Annotated in this window: 16 protein-coding genes and 1 riboswitch; of the genes, 10 read left to right on the top strand and 6 right to left on the bottom strand. The window is 28.0% G+C overall.

Going from position 1 to position 21,299, the window contains the following annotated elements; all coding sequences use genetic code 11:
* The first annotated feature begins 46 nt into the window (after positions 1–46).
* The 3 genes from I1A51_RS13175 to I1A51_RS13165 are packed head-to-tail and all read left to right on the top strand — an operon-like array spanning position 47 to position 2,593.
* A complete protein-coding gene (locus I1A51_RS13175; protein ID WP_262895829.1) occupies positions 47–1,309 on the top strand; it encodes a lipopolysaccharide biosynthesis protein in 1,263 nt (420 codons plus the stop codon).
* The gene (locus I1A51_RS13170) at positions 1,296–1,901 is read left to right on the top strand and encodes a DapH/DapD/GlmU-related protein (protein ID WP_196894640.1); all 606 of its coding nucleotides are present in this window, start codon (positions 1,296–1,298) and stop codon (positions 1,899–1,901) included. The genes I1A51_RS13175 and I1A51_RS13170 overlap by 14 nt, the downstream gene beginning before the upstream one ends.
* 38 nt (positions 1,902–1,939) lie before the next feature.
* Positions 1,940–2,593, top strand: a complete 654-nt coding sequence (locus tag I1A51_RS13165) for an alpha/beta hydrolase (RefSeq protein ID WP_196894638.1) — start codon at positions 1,940–1,942, stop codon at positions 2,591–2,593.
* Positions 2,594–2,699: 106 nt separating this feature from the next.
* Here I1A51_RS13165 and I1A51_RS13160 read toward each other — a convergent pair whose 3' ends face one another.
* Entirely contained in the window at positions 2,700–3,932 is a 1,233-nt protein-coding gene (locus I1A51_RS13160) for an aminopeptidase P N-terminal domain-containing protein (protein ID WP_394369309.1), read from the bottom strand.
* A gap of 343 nt (positions 3,933–4,275) precedes the next feature.
* Between I1A51_RS13160 and I1A51_RS17650 the strand changes: the two genes are divergently transcribed.
* The 6 genes from I1A51_RS17650 to metF all read left to right on the top strand — a co-directional run bounded on the left by I1A51_RS17650 (position 4,276) and on the right by metF (position 14,415).
* Complete coding sequence (locus tag I1A51_RS17650) at positions 4,276–6,273, top strand: T9SS type B sorting domain-containing protein (protein WP_231374034.1); 1,998 nt, start codon at positions 4,276–4,278, stop codon at positions 6,271–6,273.
* A gap of 468 nt (positions 6,274–6,741) precedes the next feature.
* Positions 6,742–8,394, top strand: coding sequence for a T9SS type B sorting domain-containing protein (locus I1A51_RS13150; protein ID WP_196894634.1), 1,653 nt, complete (start codon positions 6,742–6,744; stop codon positions 8,392–8,394).
* Between the two features lie 87 nt (positions 8,395–8,481).
* Complete coding sequence (locus I1A51_RS13145) at positions 8,482–9,438, top strand: alpha/beta fold hydrolase (protein ID WP_196894632.1); 957 nt, start codon at positions 8,482–8,484, stop codon at positions 9,436–9,438.
* A gap of 89 nt (positions 9,439–9,527) precedes the next feature.
* Positions 9,528–9,634: riboswitch (SAM riboswitch) on the top strand.
* Between the two features lie 151 nt (positions 9,635–9,785).
* The gene (locus I1A51_RS13140) at positions 9,786–10,781 is read left to right on the top strand and encodes a homocysteine S-methyltransferase family protein (protein ID WP_196894630.1); all 996 of its coding nucleotides are present in this window, start codon (positions 9,786–9,788) and stop codon (positions 10,779–10,781) included.
* A complete protein-coding gene (metH, locus tag I1A51_RS13135) occupies positions 10,778–13,462 on the top strand; it encodes a methionine synthase (RefSeq protein WP_196894628.1) in 2,685 nt (894 codons plus the stop codon). The genes I1A51_RS13140 and metH overlap by 4 nt, the downstream gene beginning before the upstream one ends.
* A complete protein-coding gene (gene metF / locus I1A51_RS13130) occupies positions 13,459–14,415 on the top strand; it encodes a methylenetetrahydrofolate reductase [NAD(P)H] (protein WP_196894626.1) in 957 nt (318 codons plus the stop codon). Before metH ends, metF begins: the two co-directional genes overlap by 4 nt.
* Positions 14,416–14,598: 183 nt before the next feature.
* On the opposite strand, the gene I1A51_RS13125 is transcribed toward metF, so the two are convergent.
* The 3 genes from I1A51_RS13125 to fahA form a co-directional block, all read right to left on the bottom strand.
* Positions 14,599–16,014 (bottom strand): serine hydrolase domain-containing protein, encoded by a 1,416-nt coding sequence (locus I1A51_RS13125; protein WP_196894624.1) that lies wholly within the window; start codon positions 16,012–16,014, stop codon positions 14,599–14,601.
* 127 nt (positions 16,015–16,141) lie between these two features.
* The gene (gene porL, locus I1A51_RS13120; RefSeq protein WP_196894623.1) at positions 16,142–16,783 is read right to left on the bottom strand and encodes a type IX secretion system motor protein PorL/GldL; all 642 of its coding nucleotides are present in this window, start codon (positions 16,781–16,783) and stop codon (positions 16,142–16,144) included.
* A gap of 227 nt (positions 16,784–17,010) precedes the next feature.
* Complete coding sequence (fahA, locus tag I1A51_RS13115) at positions 17,011–18,297, bottom strand: fumarylacetoacetase (RefSeq protein ID WP_196894621.1); 1,287 nt, start codon at positions 18,295–18,297, stop codon at positions 17,011–17,013.
* A gap of 271 nt (positions 18,298–18,568) precedes the next feature.
* Here fahA and I1A51_RS13110 point away from each other — a divergent pair, with 271 nt between their 5' ends.
* Positions 18,569–19,204, top strand: coding sequence for a hypothetical protein (locus I1A51_RS13110; protein ID WP_196894620.1), 636 nt, complete (start codon positions 18,569–18,571; stop codon positions 19,202–19,204).
* A 94-nt stretch (positions 19,205–19,298) separates the two neighbouring features.
* On the opposite strand, the gene buk is transcribed toward I1A51_RS13110, so the two are convergent.
* The gene (buk, locus tag I1A51_RS13105) at positions 19,299–20,369 is read right to left on the bottom strand and encodes a butyrate kinase (RefSeq protein ID WP_196894618.1); all 1,071 of its coding nucleotides are present in this window, start codon (positions 20,367–20,369) and stop codon (positions 19,299–19,301) included.
* Positions 20,369–21,280 (bottom strand): bifunctional enoyl-CoA hydratase/phosphate acetyltransferase, encoded by a 912-nt coding sequence (locus tag I1A51_RS13100; protein WP_196894616.1) that lies wholly within the window; start codon positions 21,278–21,280, stop codon positions 20,369–20,371. Before I1A51_RS13100 ends, buk begins: the two co-directional genes overlap by 1 nt.
* Positions 21,281–21,299: the final 19 nt, after the last annotated feature.

The following is a 21,299-nucleotide window of genomic DNA, read 5'->3' as shown; positions in this document are numbered from 1 at the left end:
TCTATTTTGGAAAGCCTTTTTTTATATTTGGAGAAATTTTACACCCTTGAATATATTACCTAAAAACTACAACCAATTCCAAAAAAATATCTTTTCAATGTTAAAAGGCTCGACTTTTTCACAGATGATAGGTATTTTAGGAGCTCTATATTTAGCAAAACTTTACGGTGATGAGGTGTATGGAACTTTTGCGATTTTTTCCAGTATTTTAAATATTCTCTTTATACTTTTTACATTAAACTTAGATAATGTTCTAGTACTTTCAAAAACAAAACGAGAAGCAAATACAACTTTAGTGAAAATAGTTTCTTTGGCTTTTCTATTTCTTTTTCTTGCTTTAGGAATTGTATTTGGAATAACGAATTTATTTCATCTCAAAGAAGAAATTTCTTCACTTCTTTATTTATCTGTTTTTGGTGGATTTATTTTTACATTAAAATCAAATTGTGAATACTATTTTACATTTGCTAAAAAGTTTAAAATAATCGCAAACGCAAAGATTTTATACGCAATTTTAACTTTAGTAACACAATTTATTTTTTACAAAATGAATCTTGAAAATGGATTGATTTTTGGGTTTATCATTGCAACTTGTATCGTGATTTTAAGTTATACATTTTTTTTAGAAAAAGAATATTTTTTGAAAAAAGAGAGTTATGCAAACATAAAATCTTTTTATAAAACAAATCATAATTTAATTCGTTTTGGTTTGCCATCTAATTTAATAAATGCATTTGCAAATCATATCTTAACAATTTTAATCGGTTCTTTTTTCTCTACTTCCGCAGCAGGAGTTTACGGAATTTGTATGAAAATTTTAAATATTCCTTTAGTGATTATTTCTTCTTCTGTTTCTCAGGTTTTTTATCAAAAAGCAGTAGATTATCATCAAAATGAACCTTCAAAACTATTTAATTTTACTAAAAAAATTATCCGAAATAATGTTTTGGCAATGTTAGGTGTGATTCTTTTGACAAATACTTTAGGTGGGTTTTTATTAGAATGGTTTTTCGGAAAATCTTGGGAAAACTTGAATTTATATTTAGCAATTTTATCCATTTTGGTGTTCGGTCGAATTTTCTTTAATCCTATCAGTAGTTTATTAGTGATTTTCGATAAATTAAAATTAGGTTTGGTTTTTAATTCTACTTTACTCGCAATAAATTTACTCGGAATTTATATCGGATATTTATTTCAAAATTTGGTTTATGGTATTACAATTCTTTCCGTTTTTGGAAGTTTTCTATATATATTGATTGCTTTTTATTTTTTAAAATTAATGAAGAAATTGCCTTATGAATTCAACTAAAATTTCTTTCAAACAAAAAATAGATTATTACATTTTTGGGAAAATTCTTTCTTTAGCTTTTCCAAAATTTGTTCGACCAAAATATGGTTATTGTTCCTATTTTCGCTTCTTTTTAAATTTCTTTATTCCACAAAAAGTATTGAGAATTAATGGAAAAGTTCCTTGGCCTGTTCATTATACTTCTAAAGTAAATTGTCCAGAAAATATTACAAAAGGAATTATGTGTGATCCAGGAGATAATTATGGAAATTACATTCAAGCAAGTAATGGAATTATTTTAGGAAATAACATTGAATTTGGTCCTGGTGTGAAAATTATTTCTTCAAATCACGATTTAGAAGATTTTTTGCAACATGTAAAAGGAAAACCAATTAAAATTGGAAATAATGTTTGGATTGGTGCAAATGCTGTGATTTTACCTGAAGTTGAAATAGGGAATAATGTGATAATTGGAGCAGGTTCTGTTGTCACAAAATCTATTCCTTCAAATTCTGTTGCTGTCGGAAACCCATGTAAAGTTATTCGTGAAAAAAAACCTTATAAAAAGGATATTTCTAAAATTGTTTTTAATCAAAAATCCTATTTAGATTAAGAAAAGACTTAGTACATTTGTAGAAATTTCAATTAAAAATGACAAAACTATCCTTAGAATATGTCGTAAGACAACCAAAAATAGCAAATGAAAATCCACCTCTTTTAGTAATGTTACATGGATATGGAAGTAATGAACAAGATTTATTTTCATTTGCAGACGAATTACCAGATGAATTATTGATCATAAGTGCAAGAGCGCCACAAACGTTGATGTATGGAAGTTATGCATGGTATTCTATAAATTTTGATTCGATTAATGGGAAATTTTCAGATTTAGATGAAGCTAGAGAATCTGTAGAATTAATTGCAAATTTTTTAGATGAACTAAAAGAAGAATTTACTTTTGATTCGAATAAAATGTTTTTAATGGGATTCAGTCAAGGAACAATTTTAAGTTATGCAATGGCTTTTAAATATCCAGAAAAAGTGAAAAATATTATTGCTTTAAGTGGATATATAAATCAAGATATTTTACCAGAAAATAGAAAACAAGAAGACTATAAGCATTTAGATTTCTTTATTTCACATGGAAGTGTAGATCAAGTTATTCCTGTAGAATGGGCGCAACAAGCTCCAGCTTTCTTAAACCAATATCATATTCCAAATGTTTATAGTGAATATCCTGTTGGACATGGTGTTGCTCCACAAAATTTCTTTAATTTCAAAAAATGGATGGAAGAGAGAATTTAAAAAACCTCGTCCATAAATTAAAAAAATAATAAATACATCAAAAAATCCTGTTCAAATTTTGTTTTTGAACAGGATTTTTCATGTAATATTTTCTAGGATAAATAAACTAAATCTCTTGCATTAAAGCTTCAATTTCTTCAATTTCAATTGGCATTTTTTCAGTAAGATTTAAAGGACCATCTTTTGTAATTACATAATCATTTTCAAGTCGAATTCCGATATTTTCTTCTTCGATATAAATTCCAGGTTCACACGTAAAAACCATTCCTTCTTGTAAATTCGTACTATAAAGTCCAACATCATGAACATCCAAACCAAGATGATGAGCAGTTCCATGCATAAAATATTTTTTATAGGCTGGATAATCAGGATCTTGATTTGCAATATCTTCATTCGTTAATAAACCTAATTTTTTCAGTTGATCTTCTACCAAACTTCCCATTTCTCTTTCATATTCTGCATGATTTTTTCCGACTGTCAAAAGTTTAGCTCCTTCTTTTAAACAATGTAAGACAGCGTTGTAAACTTCTTTTTGTCTTTTTGTAAACTTTCCATTTACAGGAATACACCTTGTTGTGTCAGAATTGTAATTGGCATAACAAACTCCGAAATCAATTAAAATCATATCACCATCATTACAAATAGCATCATTTGTGTTATAATGAAGAGAACAAGCATTGATTCCGCTTGCGACAATTGGTTTAAATGCATGACGAGTTCCTCCATTTTTTATTAAAGTATATGTAAGTTCTGCTTCCAATTCATATTCTTTAATATTCGGTTTACAAGCTTTTAAAACTCTATGAAAACCTTCAATTCCGATATCAGCAGCTTTTTGAATTAATCCGATTTCTATAGGTGATTTGATTTGTCTTAAATCACGTGTAATTTTCGCAACGCGATGGTATTCATGAAGTGGATATTTTTCTTTACACCAAAGAATCATTCGATCTTGTTGTGTTTCTATTTTTTCTGTAACACGTTTTGCATGTTCATTATGTCCAAGATAAAATCCATCTGCTTCAAAAGCGAAAAGCTGTAAAGTTGCATCAAATTCATGCAACCATTTTACATTTTTGATTCCAGAAATTTGCGTTGCTTCTTCTTTAGTAAGTTTATTTCCTTCCCAACGCTTGATAAAATCGTTTGTTTCTCTGATAAAAAGAATTGCTCGATTTTCTTTTTTATAAGCATCTGGATATAAAACTAAAATAGTTTCTTCTTGATCAATTCCTGATAAATAGAACAAATCATTGTTTTGTGCAAAACCCATCAAATCATCTGCATTTGTAGGCATTTCATCATTAGAAGTCAGAATAGCAATAGTATTTGCTTTCATTTTATTTGTGAAATTTTCGCGATTTTTAATAAAAAGTTCGGAAAGTATTTTTTGATATCTCATTTTAGTTTGATTGAAAATTGATAGTTATTTATAAATTTAAAAAAAGTAGACATTTTACGTTAAAAAGATAGAAAAAGAATAAAATAAATAAAGTTTTTAAGTTGCTATTTTAATATTTAAAGTTCTCTCTTTTTTTATTCATAAAACTGTTGTTTAAAGCTTTTTTTTAAGGATTATAATTTTTGTTTAGAATAGTTTTTATCTAGCTTGCGCCCTTTAAATATAAGGGATTCTTTAAATTTTAAAATAGAGAAAAACAGAAACTATGAAAATAAAAATTATGAAAAAAAAATACTTTTTAAATTATTTATTACTGGGGATTTTTATAATTACTCAAACTGTATTTGCACAAAAAGAAGCGAATAATTGGTTTTTTGGTTATGGTGCAGGAATTACATTTGAAACAGAGCCACCATCAGCAATTGATGTTCCAATTAATTACTCAATGTTAGAAGGATGTTCTTCTATTTCTAATGCAAATGGAGAGACGTTATTTTTTACAAATGGAGTAACTGTTTATAACAGAAATTATGATGTGATGTTAAATGGTGAGGATTTAAGTGGGGCTTCTTCTAGTTCACAATCTGCAATTATCATTAAAGCAATTAATTCAAATAGATATTATTACATTTTCACTGTAGACGAAATTCAAGATTATCCCGATGGTGATGGACTTCGATATTCTTTGGTAGATATGGAATTAGATAATGGTTTGGGTGGAATTGTTGAAACAGAAAAAAATGTATTATTAAATTTTGATTCTTATGAAAAGTTAACAGCTATTTATAATGAAGAAGCAAATGAATATTGGGTTGCTACAATTAAAATCGATAGTAATGAAATTCTAGCTTATAAAGTTGATGATTTAGGTGTAAATCCTGTTCCTGTAGTAAGTCATATGAACGAAATAAATGATGAACCAAATATTTTTGGTTATATGAAATTTTCTCCTAATGGGAAAAAAATGGCAGCTTCTTTATGGCAAAATGGAACAAAATTGTTCGACTTTGATAAAGAAACAGGAAGTTTTTCAAATCAAATTACGATAGAATCCCTTTCAAATCAACCTCCAGATGGACAAATTTTATTGTATAACTATGGTCTTTCATTTTCACCAAATAGTGAGTTTTTATATTTAACATATTGGAATACTGTAAATTTAGTAAGCCAATTTAATATAAACTATGAAACAGAAGAGGAAATTATAAATTCAAGATATGATTTAATTTTTCATGAAGATGGTTATCATTATATGAGTGCCTTACAAATTGGACCAGATTCAAAAATTTATATTGTTTCTAATGGTGATAATTCTATACATGTAATTCATAATCCAAATGAATCTGGTGAATCTGCTTCTTTAGAATTAAATTATATATCATTGGCTCCTAATAAAAAATCATTAAGTGGATTACCAACTTTTGTTTCTTCTATTTTTGAAGATTATGGATTTAAGTTTCATTATGATGAAGTTTGTTTTGGAACAGCTACAAATTTCACTTTTGATGAAACAGAAGTATCAAATATTCTTTGGGATTTTGGAGATGAAAACTCTTCTAATAATACATCTACAGAACAAAATCCAGTTCATGAATTTACAACTTCAGGAGATTTTTTAGTTAAACTTACTTTTGATAAAGATGGAGAAAGTTTTACATTGAAAAATACTGTTACTGTTTATGAAAATCTAATTATTGAACCAATTGATGAATTTTCTTTCTTAGGGGAAGAACTTATAGATTTTGATTTATTAAATCATGTTCAGGAAAATTCATTAGAAGTAAATTGGTCTAATTTTAATATTTATTTTTATACTTCAGAATTAGATGCTGAATTAGATCAAAATAGAATTGATTCAATTCAAACAGTAGATTTAGATACCACTTTTTATTTTAGAATAGAAAATTCTTTAGCAAATTGTTTTGATACAAATTCTTTTTTATTAAAAGTAAAATTAGAAGAAGATATTTTAGAAGAGGAAACCTCAGAAGAAGAATTAATCAACGGATTGTTTATTCCAGAAGGATTTTCACCAAACGGAAATGGTGTTAATGATTTATTTGAAATTAAAGATGTATTTGATTTATTTCCAAATTATCAAATTGACTTTTACGATCGTTGGGGAAGTTTAATCTATACAGACAAAAATGGAAATCCTTGGAATGGTCAATTAAAAGGAGATAAAAGTAGAGCTCCTGCTGGAGTTTATTTTTTTGTGCTTCACTTTAATAAAAATAATTTAAAACCATATCAAGGAAGATTATATTTAAATCGATAAGAATTAAATAAATTATAAAGTAAAAAGGCTAATCTAATTGCAGATTGGTCTTTTTTTGTTTTATAGAGTTTAAGTTTTTAATAATCTGTTATTTATGTTTTAATTCTTGCAAAATTTCACTAGATTTAATTCTCTAAAAATGAACTATTTCCAATCATTCTTCTACAAAAGATTGGAAAGCTATGAAAATTAAAATCTATGAAAAAACAACAACAATTAAGTTGGTTGGTATTATTTGTATTTATTACCAACACAATTACAGCATAAAAAGAAGGAAATAATTGGTTTTTTGGTCAAAATGCCGGAATTACTTTTAATTCTGAAACTCCAACTTCTATAGAAGGTGGGAAATTAAACGTTTATGAAGGTTGTTCTTCTATTTCAAATGCAAATGGCGAATTATTATTTTATACGGATGGAGTTACTGTTTATAACAGAAATCATGAAATTCTTTTAAATGGAACAGGCTTGGGCGGTGGAATTTCAAGTACACAATCTGCTTTGATTTTAAAAGCAATTAATTCGAATCGTTTTTATTATATCTTCACAGTCGATCAAATACAAAATTATCCTTATGGACAAGGTTTACGATATTCTAAAATTGATTTAGAATTGGATAATGGTTTGGGTGGAATCGTTTCTGATGAAAAGAATATTGTTTTAAATAAACATTGTTATGAAAAGTTAACTGCAATTTACAATGCTGAAAATAATGAATATTGGATTGCTTCTGTAAAGATTGATAGCGATGAAATTTTAGCTTATAATGTTATAGAAGCTGGCGTAAATCATCTTCCAGTTGTAAGTCATATGAGCGAAGAAAATAGCAGCGTGCTTTTTTATGGTTATATGAAATTTTCTCCTGACGGAAATAAAATGGCAATTGCTTTATGGAAAAAAGGAACAAAATTGTTCGATTTTGATAAAAATACAGGAATATTTTCTAACGAAATTAATTTTGATTCGTTTTTGAATGAACATGGTTCACAATCTACAAATTATGGAATCTCTTTTTCTCCAAATAGTCAATTATTATATGTTTCTTATTGGAATATTCCGAATAAAATCTCTCAATATAATGTTTCTCTAGAATCAGAAGCAGTAATCAAAAATTCAAGAATAGATTTAGGTGGGAATCTAGAGAATGAAAATTATTTTAAAGCTTTACAAATTGGACCAGATTCTAAAATTTACATTGCTGAATTCGGAAATTATTTAAGTGTTCTACATAATCCGAATGAAATTGGAGAAGAAGCAAATTTAGAATTAAATTATCTCAATTTAGAAACGAATTTTTCAAAAGCTGGTTTACCAACTTTTGTTTCTTCCTTTTTTGAAGAACAAAAATTTCAATTCGATTTTGAAAATGTTTGCTTTGGAAATCCAACTCATTTTTATTTAAATGAAGAAAATATTTCTGATGTTTTCTGGGATTTTGGTGACGGAAATGTTTCTTCGAATCAAAATCCAATACATAATTATGTTGATTTTGGTGAATTTGAAGTAATTTTAACTTTTGAAAAAGATGGAAGAAAATACGAAATTAGAAATACAATTTTAGTTTTGGAAAGTCCTTTTCTTGAAATAAAAAATATGGAATTGGAAGTTTGTGAAAATGAGATTAAACAATTGAATTTAAAAGATTTTATTTTAGAAAAATATCCAGAGTTTATTGATTTTGAATTGACTTTTTATAATTCAAATGATAATGCAATAGAAAAACAATATCAAATTGAAAAAAATCAAGAATTAGAAATCGGAAAACAATTTTTTATTCGAATTGAAAATTTGGAAACAAATTGCTTTGAAGTTCTTTCATTAAATATTGTAAAACAAAAAAGAAATTGTGATTTAGAAATTCCAGAAGGTTTTTCTCCAAATGGTGATGGAATTAATGATTTGTTTTTAATTAAAAATTTGGCTGTCAATTTTCCAAATTATAAAATTCAATTTTACAATCGTTGGGGGAAATTGGTTTATACAGATGAAAAAGGAAAGCATTGGAATGGACAGTTAAATAGAAATAAACAAAGAGTTCCTACAGGTGTGTATTTTTATGTAGTTAATTTTAACGATTCGAAAACCCAAGCAATTCAAGGAAAATTATATTTAAGTAGATAAATTAGAAAAGTGATTTTAAAACAACCTTAAGAAAGAAGTTGCTGCAATTTATTTAATTTTAAGAATAACAATTTTAAAAAGAATGTTTTGAGAAAAGAATTAAAACAAATTGTTATTTCAAATTTTAAAACTGAATCTGGGAAAAAGTATTCTAAAATTCCGTTGTCTTATCAAGTTTTTGGTCAAAAATTAGGATCTGCACCAATTATTTTAGTGAATCATACATTTACTGGAAATTCGCAAATTATTGGTAAAAATGGCTGGTGGGATAAAATTGTTGGAGAGAAAAAAGCAATAGATTTAAAAAAATATACGGTTTTAGCTTTTAATATTCCAGGTAATGGTTTTGATTATTTTTTAATTGATCGATACAAAGATTTTACATTAAAAGATATTTCAAAAATCTTTTTAATTGGTTTGAAAGAATTGAAAATAGATAAACTTTTTGCTAATGTTGGAGGTTCTATTGGAGGAAATCTAATTTGGGAATTACTTTTTAAAATTAATATAGAAAATTGTATTTGTATTGCTTCTGATTGGCGAGCTTCTAATTGGTTGATTGCAAATTTAAAAGTGCAAGAAATTTTATTAGAAACATCGAATTCTTCAATGTTTAATGCAAGAATTCATGCGATGAATATGTATCGAAATCCAGAATCATATAAACAGAAATTTTCTATAGATAAAAAACATTCTGAATTAAATGCATGGTTTGATTATCATGGAAAACAATTGGATGGGAGATTTCATTTAAAAGCGCATAAATTTCTGAATCATTTATTGATGACAACGTTTGTATTTGAAACAGAAAAAGAGTTTTTAAATCAAATTCAAAAAGTAAAAGGAAATATTCATATCGTTGGAATTAATTCCGATTTGTTATTTCCAGCAAAAGATGGCTTCGAAAATTATGAGAAAATTAAAAATGTGAAAAAGAATACTTTTTATCATGAAATTGATTCTATTCACGGACACGCTGCTTTTTTAATAGAAGATAAGCAGGTTTCAAGGATTTTAAAAGATATATTAAAAGTGAAAAAATAAATTTAAAACTTATTTTTAAGTTAAACTGTTGGAAATTAATTTTTCTTGTCTTTACTTTGTGTTTCGAAACCGTTCATTAATTTATTTAGTTGTTATAAAGAAAGGTGGAGGGAATAGACCCTTTGAAACCTTAGCAACCCTTTACGCTCCGTAAAGAAGGTGCTACATTCTACCAATTTTTTTGGAAAGATAACACAGAAAAATTTCTACAAGTATATTTTTTATACATCTGTTTTTTTCACAATTTTCTTTATGATTAAATATAAGCTTCCATTTTTGTTAACTGAATTTACTATTTAATCAATCCAACTTCTAAGTGTTTTTGAACATTTTTTAAAACATAAAAAATGAAAAATATTTTTCAAGAACTGACAAAGCGAATTTTAGTTTTAGATGGCGCAATGGGAACAATGATTCAGCGCTATAATTTTACCGAAGAAGATTATCGTGGAAAGCGATTTGCAGATTTTCCATATGATTTAAAAGGAAATAACGATTTACTTTCTTTAACACAACCAAAAGCAATTCAAGAAATTCATGAACAATATTTGCTTGCAGGAGCAGATATTATTGAAACAAATACATTTTCGAGTACAAGTATTGCAATGGAAGATTATCATTTGCAAGATTTGGTTTATGAATTGAATTTTGAATCTGTACGAATTGCGAAAGAAGTTTCTCAAAAATATTCTTCAAAAGAAAAACCAAGATTTGTTGCAGGTTCTATTGGCCCAACAAATCGAACAGCAAGTTTATCACCAGATGTAAATCGACCAGCTTTTCGTGCTATCAATTTTGAAACTTTACGAATTGCTTATAAAGAGCAAGTAAATGCAATGTTAGATGCTGAGGTTGATATTTTGTTGGTAGAAACAGTTTTTGATACATTAAATGCAAAAGCAGCTCTTTTTGCAATTGAAGAAATAAAAGAAGAAAGAAATTTAGAAATTCCAATTATGGTTTCTGGAACAATTACAGATAATTCTGGAAGAACGCTTTCTGGGCAAACTGTAGAAGCTTTTTTGACTTCCATTTCACATATTCCTCTTTTAAGCGTTGGATTTAATTGTGCTTTAGGTGCAAAACAATTAGAACCTTTTTTAGAAAGATTAGCGAAAGAAACAGATTTCTTTACTTCTGCACATCCAAATGCAGGTTTGCCAAATGCTTTTGGAGAATATGATCAAACACCAAAAGAAATGCAAGAAATTATTGAAGCATATTTAAAAGAAAATCTTGTAAATATTATCGGTGGTTGTTGTGGAACTAATCCAGAACATATAAAAGCAATTGCTGAAGTTGCAAAAAAATATGAACCAAGAAAAATTCCTCAATTGATATGAAAGCAGCAAAACAAAAATATTTAAAACTTTCTGGTTTAGAATCTCTTTATGTATATCCGGAAAGTAATTTCATCAATATTGGAGAACGTACAAATGTAACAGGTTCTAGAAAGTTTCTACGTTTAATCAAAGAAGAAAATTATGAAGAAGCGCTAGAAATTGCTAGAGAACAGGTAGAAAATGGTGCGCAAATTCTTGATGTAAATATGGATGAAGGAATGTTGGATGGAAAAAAAGAAATGATCCACTTTTTAAACTTAATAGCTTCCGAACCAGATATTGCAAAAATTCCGATAATGATTGATAGTTCTAAATGGGAAATATTAGAAGCTGGTTTGCAAATTATTCAAGGAAAAGGAGTGGTAAATTCAATTAGCTTGAAAGAAGGAGAAGAAGTGTTTAAGAATCATGCGAAGAAAATTAAAAGATATGGAGCAGCAGTTGTTGTCATGGCTTTTGATGAACTTGGACAAGCAGATACTTATGAACGCAGAATTGAAATTTGTAAAAGATCCTATGATATTTTAGTGAATGAAATTCATTTTCCTCCCGAAGATATCATTTTTGATCCAAATATTTTTCCTGTTGCAACTGGAATTAAAGAACATGAAACAAATGCAATTGATTTTTTTAAAGCGACAAAATGGATTCGTGAGAATTTGCCTTTTTCCAATGTTTCTGGAGGTGTGAGCAATGTTTCTTTTTCTTTTCGTGGAAATAACCAGATTCGAGAAGCAATGCATTCTGTGTTTTTATATCATGGAATTAAAAATGGGATGAATTTAGGGATTGTAAATCCATCTTTATTGGAAATCTATGATAATATACCAGAAAATCTTTTAACGCTTGTAGAAGACGTTATTTTGAATCGAAGAGAGGATGCAACAGAAAGACTTTTGGAATTTGCTGAGAAAAATAAAAAGCAAACTGCTAAAAGTGCTAATAAAGTTGCCCAAAATTTAGAATGGCGAAAATTGGATTTACAAAAGAGAATTAATCATTCCTTAGTAAAAGGAATTGATACATTTATTATTCAAGATGTAGAAGAGGCGAGGATTCTTTCTAAAAAACCAATTCAAGTAATTGAAAAAAACTTGATGGAAGGAATGGGAATTGTTGGAGATTTATTTGGCTCAGGAAAAATGTTTTTACCACAAGTCGTAAAATCTGCAAGAGTGATGAAAAAAGCAGTCGCTTATTTGCAGCCTTTCATTGAACAAGGAAAAGATGCAACTATAAAATCTGCTGGAAAAATTGTTTTAGCAACCGTAAAAGGAGATGTACATGATATTGGAAAAAATATTGTAAGTGTTGTTTTAGGGTGTAATAATTATGAAATAATTGATTTGGGAGTGATGGTTCCGCCAGAAAAAATTGTGGAAACTATTCAAAAAGAGAAACCAGATATTTTAGGATTAAGTGGATTAATTACACCTTCTTTGGAAGAGATGATTACAGTTTCAAAAGCTTTAAAAAAAGAACAAATTTCTTTGCCAATTTTAATTGGTGGAGCAACAACTTCTAAAGCACATACAGCTGTGAAAATTGCACCAGAAAATGAAACAGTTGTTCATGTGAATGATGCATCTAAAGCAGTAACTGTTGTTGGAAATTTATTGCAAAAAGATAATATAGATTTTAAAAAACAAATTAAAATTGACTATCAAGAGTTTAGAGAAAAATTTTTGAAAAGAAATAAAATAAAGCAATATGTTGATTATCAAGAATCTAGATGTAATAACTTAAATGTAAATTGGAATATTGATTTAATTAAAAAGCCACAAATAATTGATAATCAAATAATTAATGAGTTTAACTTAAAGTTTTTGATTAAATATATTGACTGGACTCCTTTCTTTAAAATATGGAATTTATTTGGAAAATTTCCAGCAATTTTAGAAGATGAAATTGTTGGGAAAGAAGCATCCGAATTGTATGAAGATGCACAAAAATATATTGAATTAATTTTAGAAAAAAAGCTATTAAAAGCGAAAGCAGTTTTTCAAATTTTTAAAGCAAATTCTGTTGGAGATTCTATCGAAGTTTATGATGAAAAAAATAAACTTTTAGATTCATTTATTACACTTCGTCAACAAGGAAAAAAAGCAGATGGAAAACCGAATTTATCTTTAGCTGATTTTATCGCTCCAAAAGAAACAGGTTTGGAAGATTACATTGGATGTTTTTGTGTTTCTACTGGTTTTGGATGTGATGAATTAGTTCAAAAATTTGAAAAAGAAAATGATGATTATTCCATTATTATGGTGAAAGCTTTGGCGGATCGATTTGCTGAAGCATTTGCAGAATATCTTCATGAGAAAGTTAGAAAAGAATATTGGGGATATGCAAAAGATGAAGTTTTTTCCAATGCAGATTTGATTAAAGAAAAATACAAAGGAATTCGTCCAGCACCAGGTTATCCAGCTTGTCCTGATCATTTAGAGAAAAAAACAATTTGGAAGTTATTAAATGTAGAAGAAGCAATTGGAGTGAAATTAACCGAAAATTTAGCAATGTGGCCTGCGGCAAGTATTTCAGGATATTATTTCGCAAATGAAAATGCTCGATATTTTGGTTTAGGAAAAATAAAAGAAGATCAATTAAAAGTGTATGCAAAAAAAAGAAATATTTCTGTTGAAGAAGCGGCAAAATGGCTTGCTCCAAATTTAGATATATCATGAAAGTTATAGAACATATAGAAAATAATAAAAATGGTTCTTTATTGTCATTTGAGATTTTACCACCTTTAAAAGGACAAAATATTCATTCGATTTTTGACAATTTAGAATCCTTAGTGAAATTCAATCCTGCTTTTATTGATGTAACTTATCATCGAGAGGAATATTTGTTTAAACAAGCTAAAAATGGCTTATTTAAAAAAGAAATAATTCGAAAAAGACCAGGAACTGTCGGAATTTGTGCTGCAATTCAAAATCGATATAATATTGATGCTGTTCCGCATGTTTTGTGTGGTGGATTTACTAGAGAAGATACCGAGAATTTTTTAATTGATTTGGATTTTCTAGAAATTGACAATGTTGTTGCATTACGTGGAGATCCTATAAAATCAGAGATTTATTTTGAACCAGAAAAAGAAGGACACGAATTTGCTTCTGATTTGGTGGAACAAATTTCAGATTTAAATAATGGAAAATATTTGAATTCGAATATTGAGAATTGTGCGAAAACCGATTTTTGTGTTGGAGTTGCTGGTTATCCAGAGAAACATATGGAATCGCCTAATTTGGATATTGATATTCAATTTTTGAAAAAAAAGATTGAAAAAGGTGCAGATTATATCATTACACAAATGTTTTTTGACAATCAAAAATATTTTGATTTTGTTGAAAAATGTAAGTTACATGGAATTTGTGTTCCGATTATTCCTGGTTTAAAGCCGATTGCAACAAAGCGTCAATTGAATTTGATTCCGCATCGTTTTCATGTGGATTTACCAGAAGCTTTGATTAAAGAAGTTTTGAAATGTAAGACAAATGAAGAAGTTTCAAAAGTTGGAAATGAATGGTGTATTGCACAGAGTAAAGAATTGAAAGAAAAAAATGTTCCGATTTTGCATTATTATTCTATGGGAAATGGGAAAAATATTCAGGAAATCGTAAAGAATGTTTTTTAAAAAATAGTTTTTTTATAGTTATGTTGTTGAAGTTTTTGGTTTAGGGATAGAAGCGGCATCCTTTTTTGGTTTTTTGAAACCGAAAAAGATATAGTGGATAGCCCGACCCTGAAAGGGAAAGCCCCAGAAAATTTTATTCAAAATTAGTGTTAGAAAACTCCTCAGATTTGAGGAGTTTTTAGTTTAATATTCTTGATTTATTATATTTTTCAAATAAGAATTATTAGGATATTCTTTTAAAACTTCTTTATAAAGTGGAATTGCTTTTTTGATTTTTCCTCTTTGTTTGTAGAATTCTGCTAAATTAAACGTTGTTTCAATTTTATCTGGAAATAATTTTACATTGAATTTATAGATTTCTTCAGAAATTTCAGGTAAATCAGACCAATCCATTTGCTTTGCTAAATCATGAATTAAGTCAGTATTTATAGAATAATTATTTTTAACTTTAGAATAATTTGCAATAGCTTCTTTTAAATTTCCATCAAAAATTGCTTTGTTTAAAACTAGAGAATATGGTTCTTTTTCTTTTTGATAAGAATCGAATAGGATAGAGGCGATGTTTTGAACAATATGATTTTTGGTTGCATAACTTATTCCATTATTTGAAAGAAGAATGATTGTGATATTTTCATCTGTAAATCGATAAATGATAGAACTATAACCTTCCATTTGTCCATCATAATTGCAATTTTGGTATTCTTTTTCATTTATTTTTATTTTAGAAACATTCCAACCATTTCGGTATTTTGGGTTGAATAAAATCTTTTTAGAATTTTCATTTAGCAATTTATTTGAATACAAAGCTTGATCTAATTTTAATAAATCTTCAGTTGTCGCATATAAATTTCCACCAGCTTTAAACAAATCAAAATTCATATACATTTGATTTCGATAACCTCCATTTTCTTTAAAACGATATCCAGAAGCCAAGTTTTTTAGCACTTTTGAATTTGCAAAAACACCAGTTTGATTCATGTTTAAAGGTTGAAGAATGTATTTTTGTAATGCATTTTCATAAGTTAGATTAGTTATTTTTTCAATAATTAATCCCAAAAGAAAATAATTAGAATTGGAATAATGATAACCTTCTCCAGCTGGAAAAATAAGTTCAAATTCGAAAATTAATTTTAAAAAATCTTCATAAGAAATGTATTTTCTAAATTCTCCTTTTATCCAACCATCTAACATAAAATAATTTGGAATTCCAGAAGTATTACTCATTAAATGATGAATTGTTACATCTTGAAATTCCTCAGGACATGAAGGGAAAAAAGTGGAAATTGGATCATTTAGGTTTAATTTTCCTTCTTGAATTAATTTTGTGATTAAAGTTGCAGTAAAAGATTTTGAGATAGAACCAATTACAAATTTTGTGTTATTTTCATTTGAAATATTCCAATTGTGATTTGCTTTTCCATAAGATTTTTGAAAAATTATTTTTCCTTTTTTTGCAACTAAAATATTTCCACTAAAAGTTTGAGAGTCTGCATAAGGCTGTAAAAATGTGGAGATTTGTTTTGTTTTTTGTTTTTGAGAGAAAGAATTTGTTACAAAAACAATACATAGAAATAAAAATAAAAAGGGTTTTGAATTCATTTTTTGTTTTTTAGGATTCCATAAAATTAAAAGACAAAAATAAATCAAAAACCGAACAGTTTTGTAAAAAAAAAAACTGCATCAAAAAAGATACAGCATTTAGATATATGTAGATTATAAAATTAGATTAATGTACTTCTAGCATTTCGCCATACACAGTATTCATTGAATTTAAATTATCTGTGATTTGTTTCATTTGATTGCTTATTTGCTCGATGTTGTCTAAAATTAGAAGATTAAGTTCGTTTTGTTTTTCAGATTTATCAAATTGTAATTGATACAGACTGTTTAAAGATTCTAATTTCGCAGCAGCAATATTAATATTATTTACATATTCGTTAGATTCATTCATCAAATGGAGTGAAGGTTGAATATGCGTAACCACATCTTTTAAATTAAAAATCTGGCTAGATAAACTTCTAAGCATAGCAACATCTTCGATCGTATGCTTCATGATAATTTCCAATTCATCAACAATTTCTTTAGTTTGTTGTTCTACTTTTTCAATTTCTTTTGATTTTGGTTTTTTCTCACCACCTGCAAGTTCAGGATAAACTAAAGTCCAATCATATTCAGATGGGATAGGTTCAAAAGCAGAAACAGCAAAAATAAATGCTTCTGTAATTAATCCAACTCCTAGCATTAACCCACCAGTTAAAGGACCGATTTTGAAATGTAAAATTTTAAACAAAGCTCCAATGATTACAATAGATGCACCGAAAGAATACATCATGTTCATTGCTTTTCTGTATTTTAATGATTTACTCATGTGCTATGATGTTTTATTCTTAAAAGTACAGAATTTATTTTAAATATTTGCAAATCAAGCAGTTTAAATAATTAAATTGAATTTATTTTTATTAAAAAAGTGAAGAAATAGAATTTTTAGATAAAAAAAGAAAGCTATTTCTAAGATTTCATTATAGAATTAAAATGAATTTTAGAAATAGCTTTATGTATATTTTAGGTTTAAAGAAAAACCTTTTTTAAAAAGAATTACGAGTTAAATTCTGTTGCAGGAAGTAATTTCCCTTCACAATCACCGAATCCAATTCTGATGTCTCCATTTTGACAGAAACCTCTCATAATTACAGTATCATTATCATTGATGAATTTTCTTTCAGAACCATCGTTCATTTGTAAAGGTTTTGTTCCTCTCCAAGAAAGTTCTAACATAGAACCGTAGCTGTCAGGAGTTGGACCAGAAATAGTTCCACTTCCCATCATGTCTCCAGCTCTTACATTACATCCGTTTACAGTGTGATGTGCTAATTGCTGCGCCATTGTCCAATACATATACTTGAAGTTTGAAGAACAAACTTTAGTTTCTTCACTATTTTCAGGTTTGATATAAGTTTCTAATTGAATATCAAAACTCTTATCTCCAGTTTGTTGTAAATATGGAAGAGGAGTAGGTTCTTGTTTTGGGCTTTCAACACGGAAAGGCTCTAAAGCATCTAAAGTAACAATCCATGGAGAAATAGTAGAAGCAAAGTTTTTCGCTAAGAAAGGTCCTAAAGGTACATATTCCCATTTTTGGATATCTCTAGCACTCCAATCATTAAATAAAACCATTCCGAAGATATAATCTTCTGCTTCATTTACTGGAATTCTTTCTCCTAAGTTATTAGAATCTGTTGTGATAAAAGCCATTTCTAATTCGAAATCAACTAATCTTGAAGGACCAAAAACAGGAGTATCTGCATCAACAGGTAAAGTTTGTCCTAATGGTCTGTGAACAGAAGTTCCAGAAACAACAATAGAAGAAGATCTTCCGTGATAACCTACAGGAATGTGTAGCCAGTTTGGTAAAAGTGCATTGTTTGGATCTCTAAACATTGTTCCAACATTTGTAGCATGTTCTTTACTAGAATAGAAGTCAGTATAATCTCCAATATTTACAGGAAGTAACATTTCAATTTCTGAAATATCAAATAAAACTTTTTCTTTGTGATCTTCATTGTTTTGTAAAGAAGTATTTTCCACATCGAAAATTTCAGCAATTCTGTTTCTTACTTCTCTCCAACATTTTTTTCCATGAGAAATAAAATCGTTTAAAGTATCTTGTAAGAATATATCTTCAGTTAAATCTATTCCATCGAAATAACCTAATTGGTGTAATGCAGCTAAATCAATTGCTTTATCACCAATACGAGAACCAACAGTAATGATGTCATCTTTTGTAATGAAAACACCGAAAGGAATATTTTGAATAGGAAAATCCGAATTAGCACTTACTTCAATCCATGATTTTCTATTTGGATTATTTGCCGTAATCTCCATATAATTTTTTAATTTTTAATTATTCCTCAAAGATATAAGATTCTTCTAATTTTCCACATTTCCTTTCTTGAATTATTTCAGAATGTTTTGTTCCTTTTTCTTAAAGAGAAATTAAGGTTTTTGAATTAATTTAAATTCAACTATTTATCAGAGATATAATTAATTCATTTTTATGATAAAAAGTATTAAAATATTTCCTTAAATACTGTGTGTTTCCTAGATTTTCTTGTAATATTGCTGCTTCAATTAATACAAAAAAAAATGTAAAATTATGAAACAAAAAATTACTTTAATTTTATTTTTAATCGCTTCTTTTTCTGGTTTTTCTCAAGATTATATGAAGGAAATTACAAATGAAACATGTAAATGTATTGAGAATTTAGATGAGGAAGTTTCTCGAGAAAAACTTACAATGGAGTTGGGTTTATGTATGATGCAAAATGCACTTAAATATAAAGCTGAATTAGAAAAAGATTATGGGATTGATTTAACTGGTGCTTCAAATCTTGAGAAAGAAGGTGAAAAATTAGGACAAGTGATTGCAATTGAATTAATGTCTTCTTGTCCAAAAGCAGTTGAACTATTTACAAAGCTTGCGGCATCAGAATTAGAAGAAGAAGCAATAGCTTCTGAAGCAGCTGTAGAAAACAGTATTTTAGAAACTTCTGGTAAAGTATTAAAGGTTGAAAAAGGTTCCTTTATTTATTATACTGTGAAAGAAGACAATGGAAAAACTTCAAAGTTTTATTGGTTAACTTTTGTTGAAAATGATTTAGACTTAGAATCTAATGAAAAAAACATTTTAAAGAAAAATGTAATCATTACATATGAAAAAGTTGAATTGTTTGATCCTAGAATTAAAGAATACAAAGAATTTAATGTAATTAATTCTGTTTCTTTAAAATAAAAAAGAGGTTATAAAAAAAGCTCATTTGTATCAAAGCCATAAACGATACAAATGAGCAATAACCTTAAATGAAAATTATTTTATGGTGAAATGATTATTTATACGTTTTTACTTCAATATTATTTTGAAGAATCATCTCACCATTATATGCTAAAGCTTCCAATTCGTCTTCTCCAGGGAAAACAGAAATCGGCGCAATAAATTCTGTATAATCTTTTAATTTAGCAATTACAAAATCGCTGTGGGCAACACCTCCAGTAACTAAAATTGCATCTACTTTACCTTTTAAAGCAACTGCCATACTACCAATTGTTTTTCCAATTTGATAACACATAGCTTCTAAAACTTCTGTTGCTTTATTATCTCCAGCTTCTATACGGTTTTCAACTTCAATCATGTTGTTTGTTCCTAAGTAAGCCGAAACTCCACCTTTTCCAACAATCATTTCGTGCATTTGTTTTTCTGTATATTTTCCGCTGAAAGCTTTTTTAATTAAATCACCAGAAGGAACAGTTCCACTTCTTTCAGGAGAGAAAGGACCTTCACCGTCATAACCTTGATTTACATCGATTACTTTCCCTTTTTGATGTGCTCCAACTGTAATTCCTCCACCAATATGTGTGATGATTAAATTTAAATCTTCATAGTTTTTATCAATTGTAGAAGCAAATTTTCTTGCAACTGCTTTTTGATTTAAAGCATGAAAAATAGAAATTCTTGAAAATTCCGGATGTCCAGTATAACGTGCAACATCTGATAATTCGTCTACAACCACAGGATCAGCAATGTAAGCTGCTATATTTTGTGTTTTAGCAATTTCATTAGCGATTAAAGCAGCCAAATTACTTGCATGAAATTTCGGTGCATTTGTCAAATCATGAATCATTAAATCATTTACTTGATACACACCAGAAACTACAGGTTTTAATAAACCTCCTCTTGCCATGATGATTGCAAGATTTGAAACATTATAATTATTTTCTTCAAGAACTTTAAAAATAATTTCCTTTCTAAAAGAGATTTGTTCTTGAATAGAATTTAGTTGTTCAATTTCTTCTCCATTGTGGTGAATATTTTTCTCAAAAACTAATTTTTCGTTTTCAAAAACACCAATTTTCGTAGAAGTTGAACCTGGATTTATGACTAATATTCCTTTATTTTCCATTATAATTTTGAAGTTGAAGCTGCTGCTAATAAAATACTGTTAAATTTTGTTTCCTCTGAATCTGCTCTAGAAGTCAATACAATTGGAAATGGAGCTCCTAAAACGATTCCACAAAGTTTTGCATTTGCAAAGAATACAAAAGATTTGTAAAGCATGTTTCCAGCTTCGATATTTGGAACTAATAAAATATCTGCATTTCCTGCAACTGGCCCACCTAATCCTTTTGATTCTTTACTTTCAAAACTAATTGCATTATCAAAAGCCAAAGGTCCGTCGATAATACAGTTTTTAATTTGTCCTCTTCTTTGCATAATTGAAAGAAGTGCAGCATCCGTTGTAGCAGGCATTTTTTGATTTACCATTTCTACAGCAGCTAAAGCAGCAACTGTTGGTTTTTCAACACCTAATTTTCTAGCAAAACCTACCGCATTATTTACGATTTCAATTTTTGCTTGTAAATCTGGAACTATATTAAATGCAACATCTGTCACACCTAATAATTTATGATATTCTGGAATTTCGAAAATTGCAAAGTGAGATAAGAAACGTTTTGTTTTTAATCCCCAATCTTTATTTAAAACACCTGAAAGTAATTCTTTTGTAGAAAGTTTTCCTTTCATTAAAATATCTGCTTCTCCAGTGGTTACTAAACTAACAGATCTCTTTACAATTGCTTGAATATCTCTTTCATAATAAGTAGTTACATTCGAAAGATCAAAATTGAAAACATCTGCTGTTTTTTCAACATCTTGTTTTTTTCCAACTAAAATTGGATCGATTAAACCTTTTTCATATGCTTCGATTACAGCACCTAAAGCGTGCTCATCACCAGCTGCACATAAAACCAATTTCTTTTTTTCTGGATGTAAATCTACTATTTTTTGTAAATCTGAAATATGTCTTAACTCCATGTAATTCGTGCTCTATAAG

This window comes from Aureivirga marina (assembly GCF_015767265.1).
Classification (GTDB): domain Bacteria; phylum Bacteroidota; class Bacteroidia; order Flavobacteriales; family Flavobacteriaceae; genus Aureivirga; species Aureivirga marina.
Note: the sequence above shows the minus strand (reverse complement) of the source record. Positions and strands in the feature narration are given on the sequence as shown.

Bases quoted from the DNA above. Each gene is read 5' to 3' on its own strand.
- I1A51_RS13170 (WP_196894640.1), top strand. From the start codon at position 1,296: ATGAATTCAACTAAAATTTCTTTCAAACAAAAAATAGATTATTACATT.
- I1A51_RS13165 (WP_196894638.1), top strand. From the start codon at position 1,940: ATGACAAAACTATCCTTAGAATATGTCGTAAGACAACCAAAAATAGCA.
- I1A51_RS13160 (WP_394369309.1), bottom strand. From the start codon at position 3,932: ATGAAAGCAAATACTATTGCTATTCTGACTTCTAATGATGAAATGCCT.
- I1A51_RS17650 (WP_231374034.1), top strand. From the start codon at position 4,276: ATGAAAAAAAAATACTTTTTAAATTATTTATTACTGGGGATTTTTATA.
- I1A51_RS13140 (WP_196894630.1), top strand. From the start codon at position 9,786: ATGAAAAATATTTTTCAAGAACTGACAAAGCGAATTTTAGTTTTAGAT.
- metH (WP_196894628.1), top strand. From the start codon at position 10,778: ATGAAAGCAGCAAAACAAAAATATTTAAAACTTTCTGGTTTAGAATCT.
- metF (WP_196894626.1), top strand. From the start codon at position 13,459: ATGAAAGTTATAGAACATATAGAAAATAATAAAAATGGTTCTTTATTG.
- I1A51_RS13125 (WP_196894624.1), bottom strand. From the start codon at position 16,014: ATGAATTCAAAACCCTTTTTATTTTTATTTCTATGTATTGTTTTTGTA.
- porL (WP_196894623.1), bottom strand. From the start codon at position 16,783: ATGAGTAAATCATTAAAATACAGAAAAGCAATGAACATGATGTATTCT.
- fahA (WP_196894621.1), bottom strand. From the start codon at position 18,297: ATGGAGATTACGGCAAATAATCCAAATAGAAAATCATGGATTGAAGTA.
- I1A51_RS13110 (WP_196894620.1), top strand. From the start codon at position 18,569: ATGAAACAAAAAATTACTTTAATTTTATTTTTAATCGCTTCTTTTTCT.
- buk (WP_196894618.1), bottom strand. From the start codon at position 20,369: ATGGAAAATAAAGGAATATTAGTCATAAATCCAGGTTCAACTTCTACG.
- I1A51_RS13100 (WP_196894616.1), bottom strand. From the start codon at position 21,280: ATGGAGTTAAGACATATTTCAGATTTACAAAAAATAGTAGATTTACAT.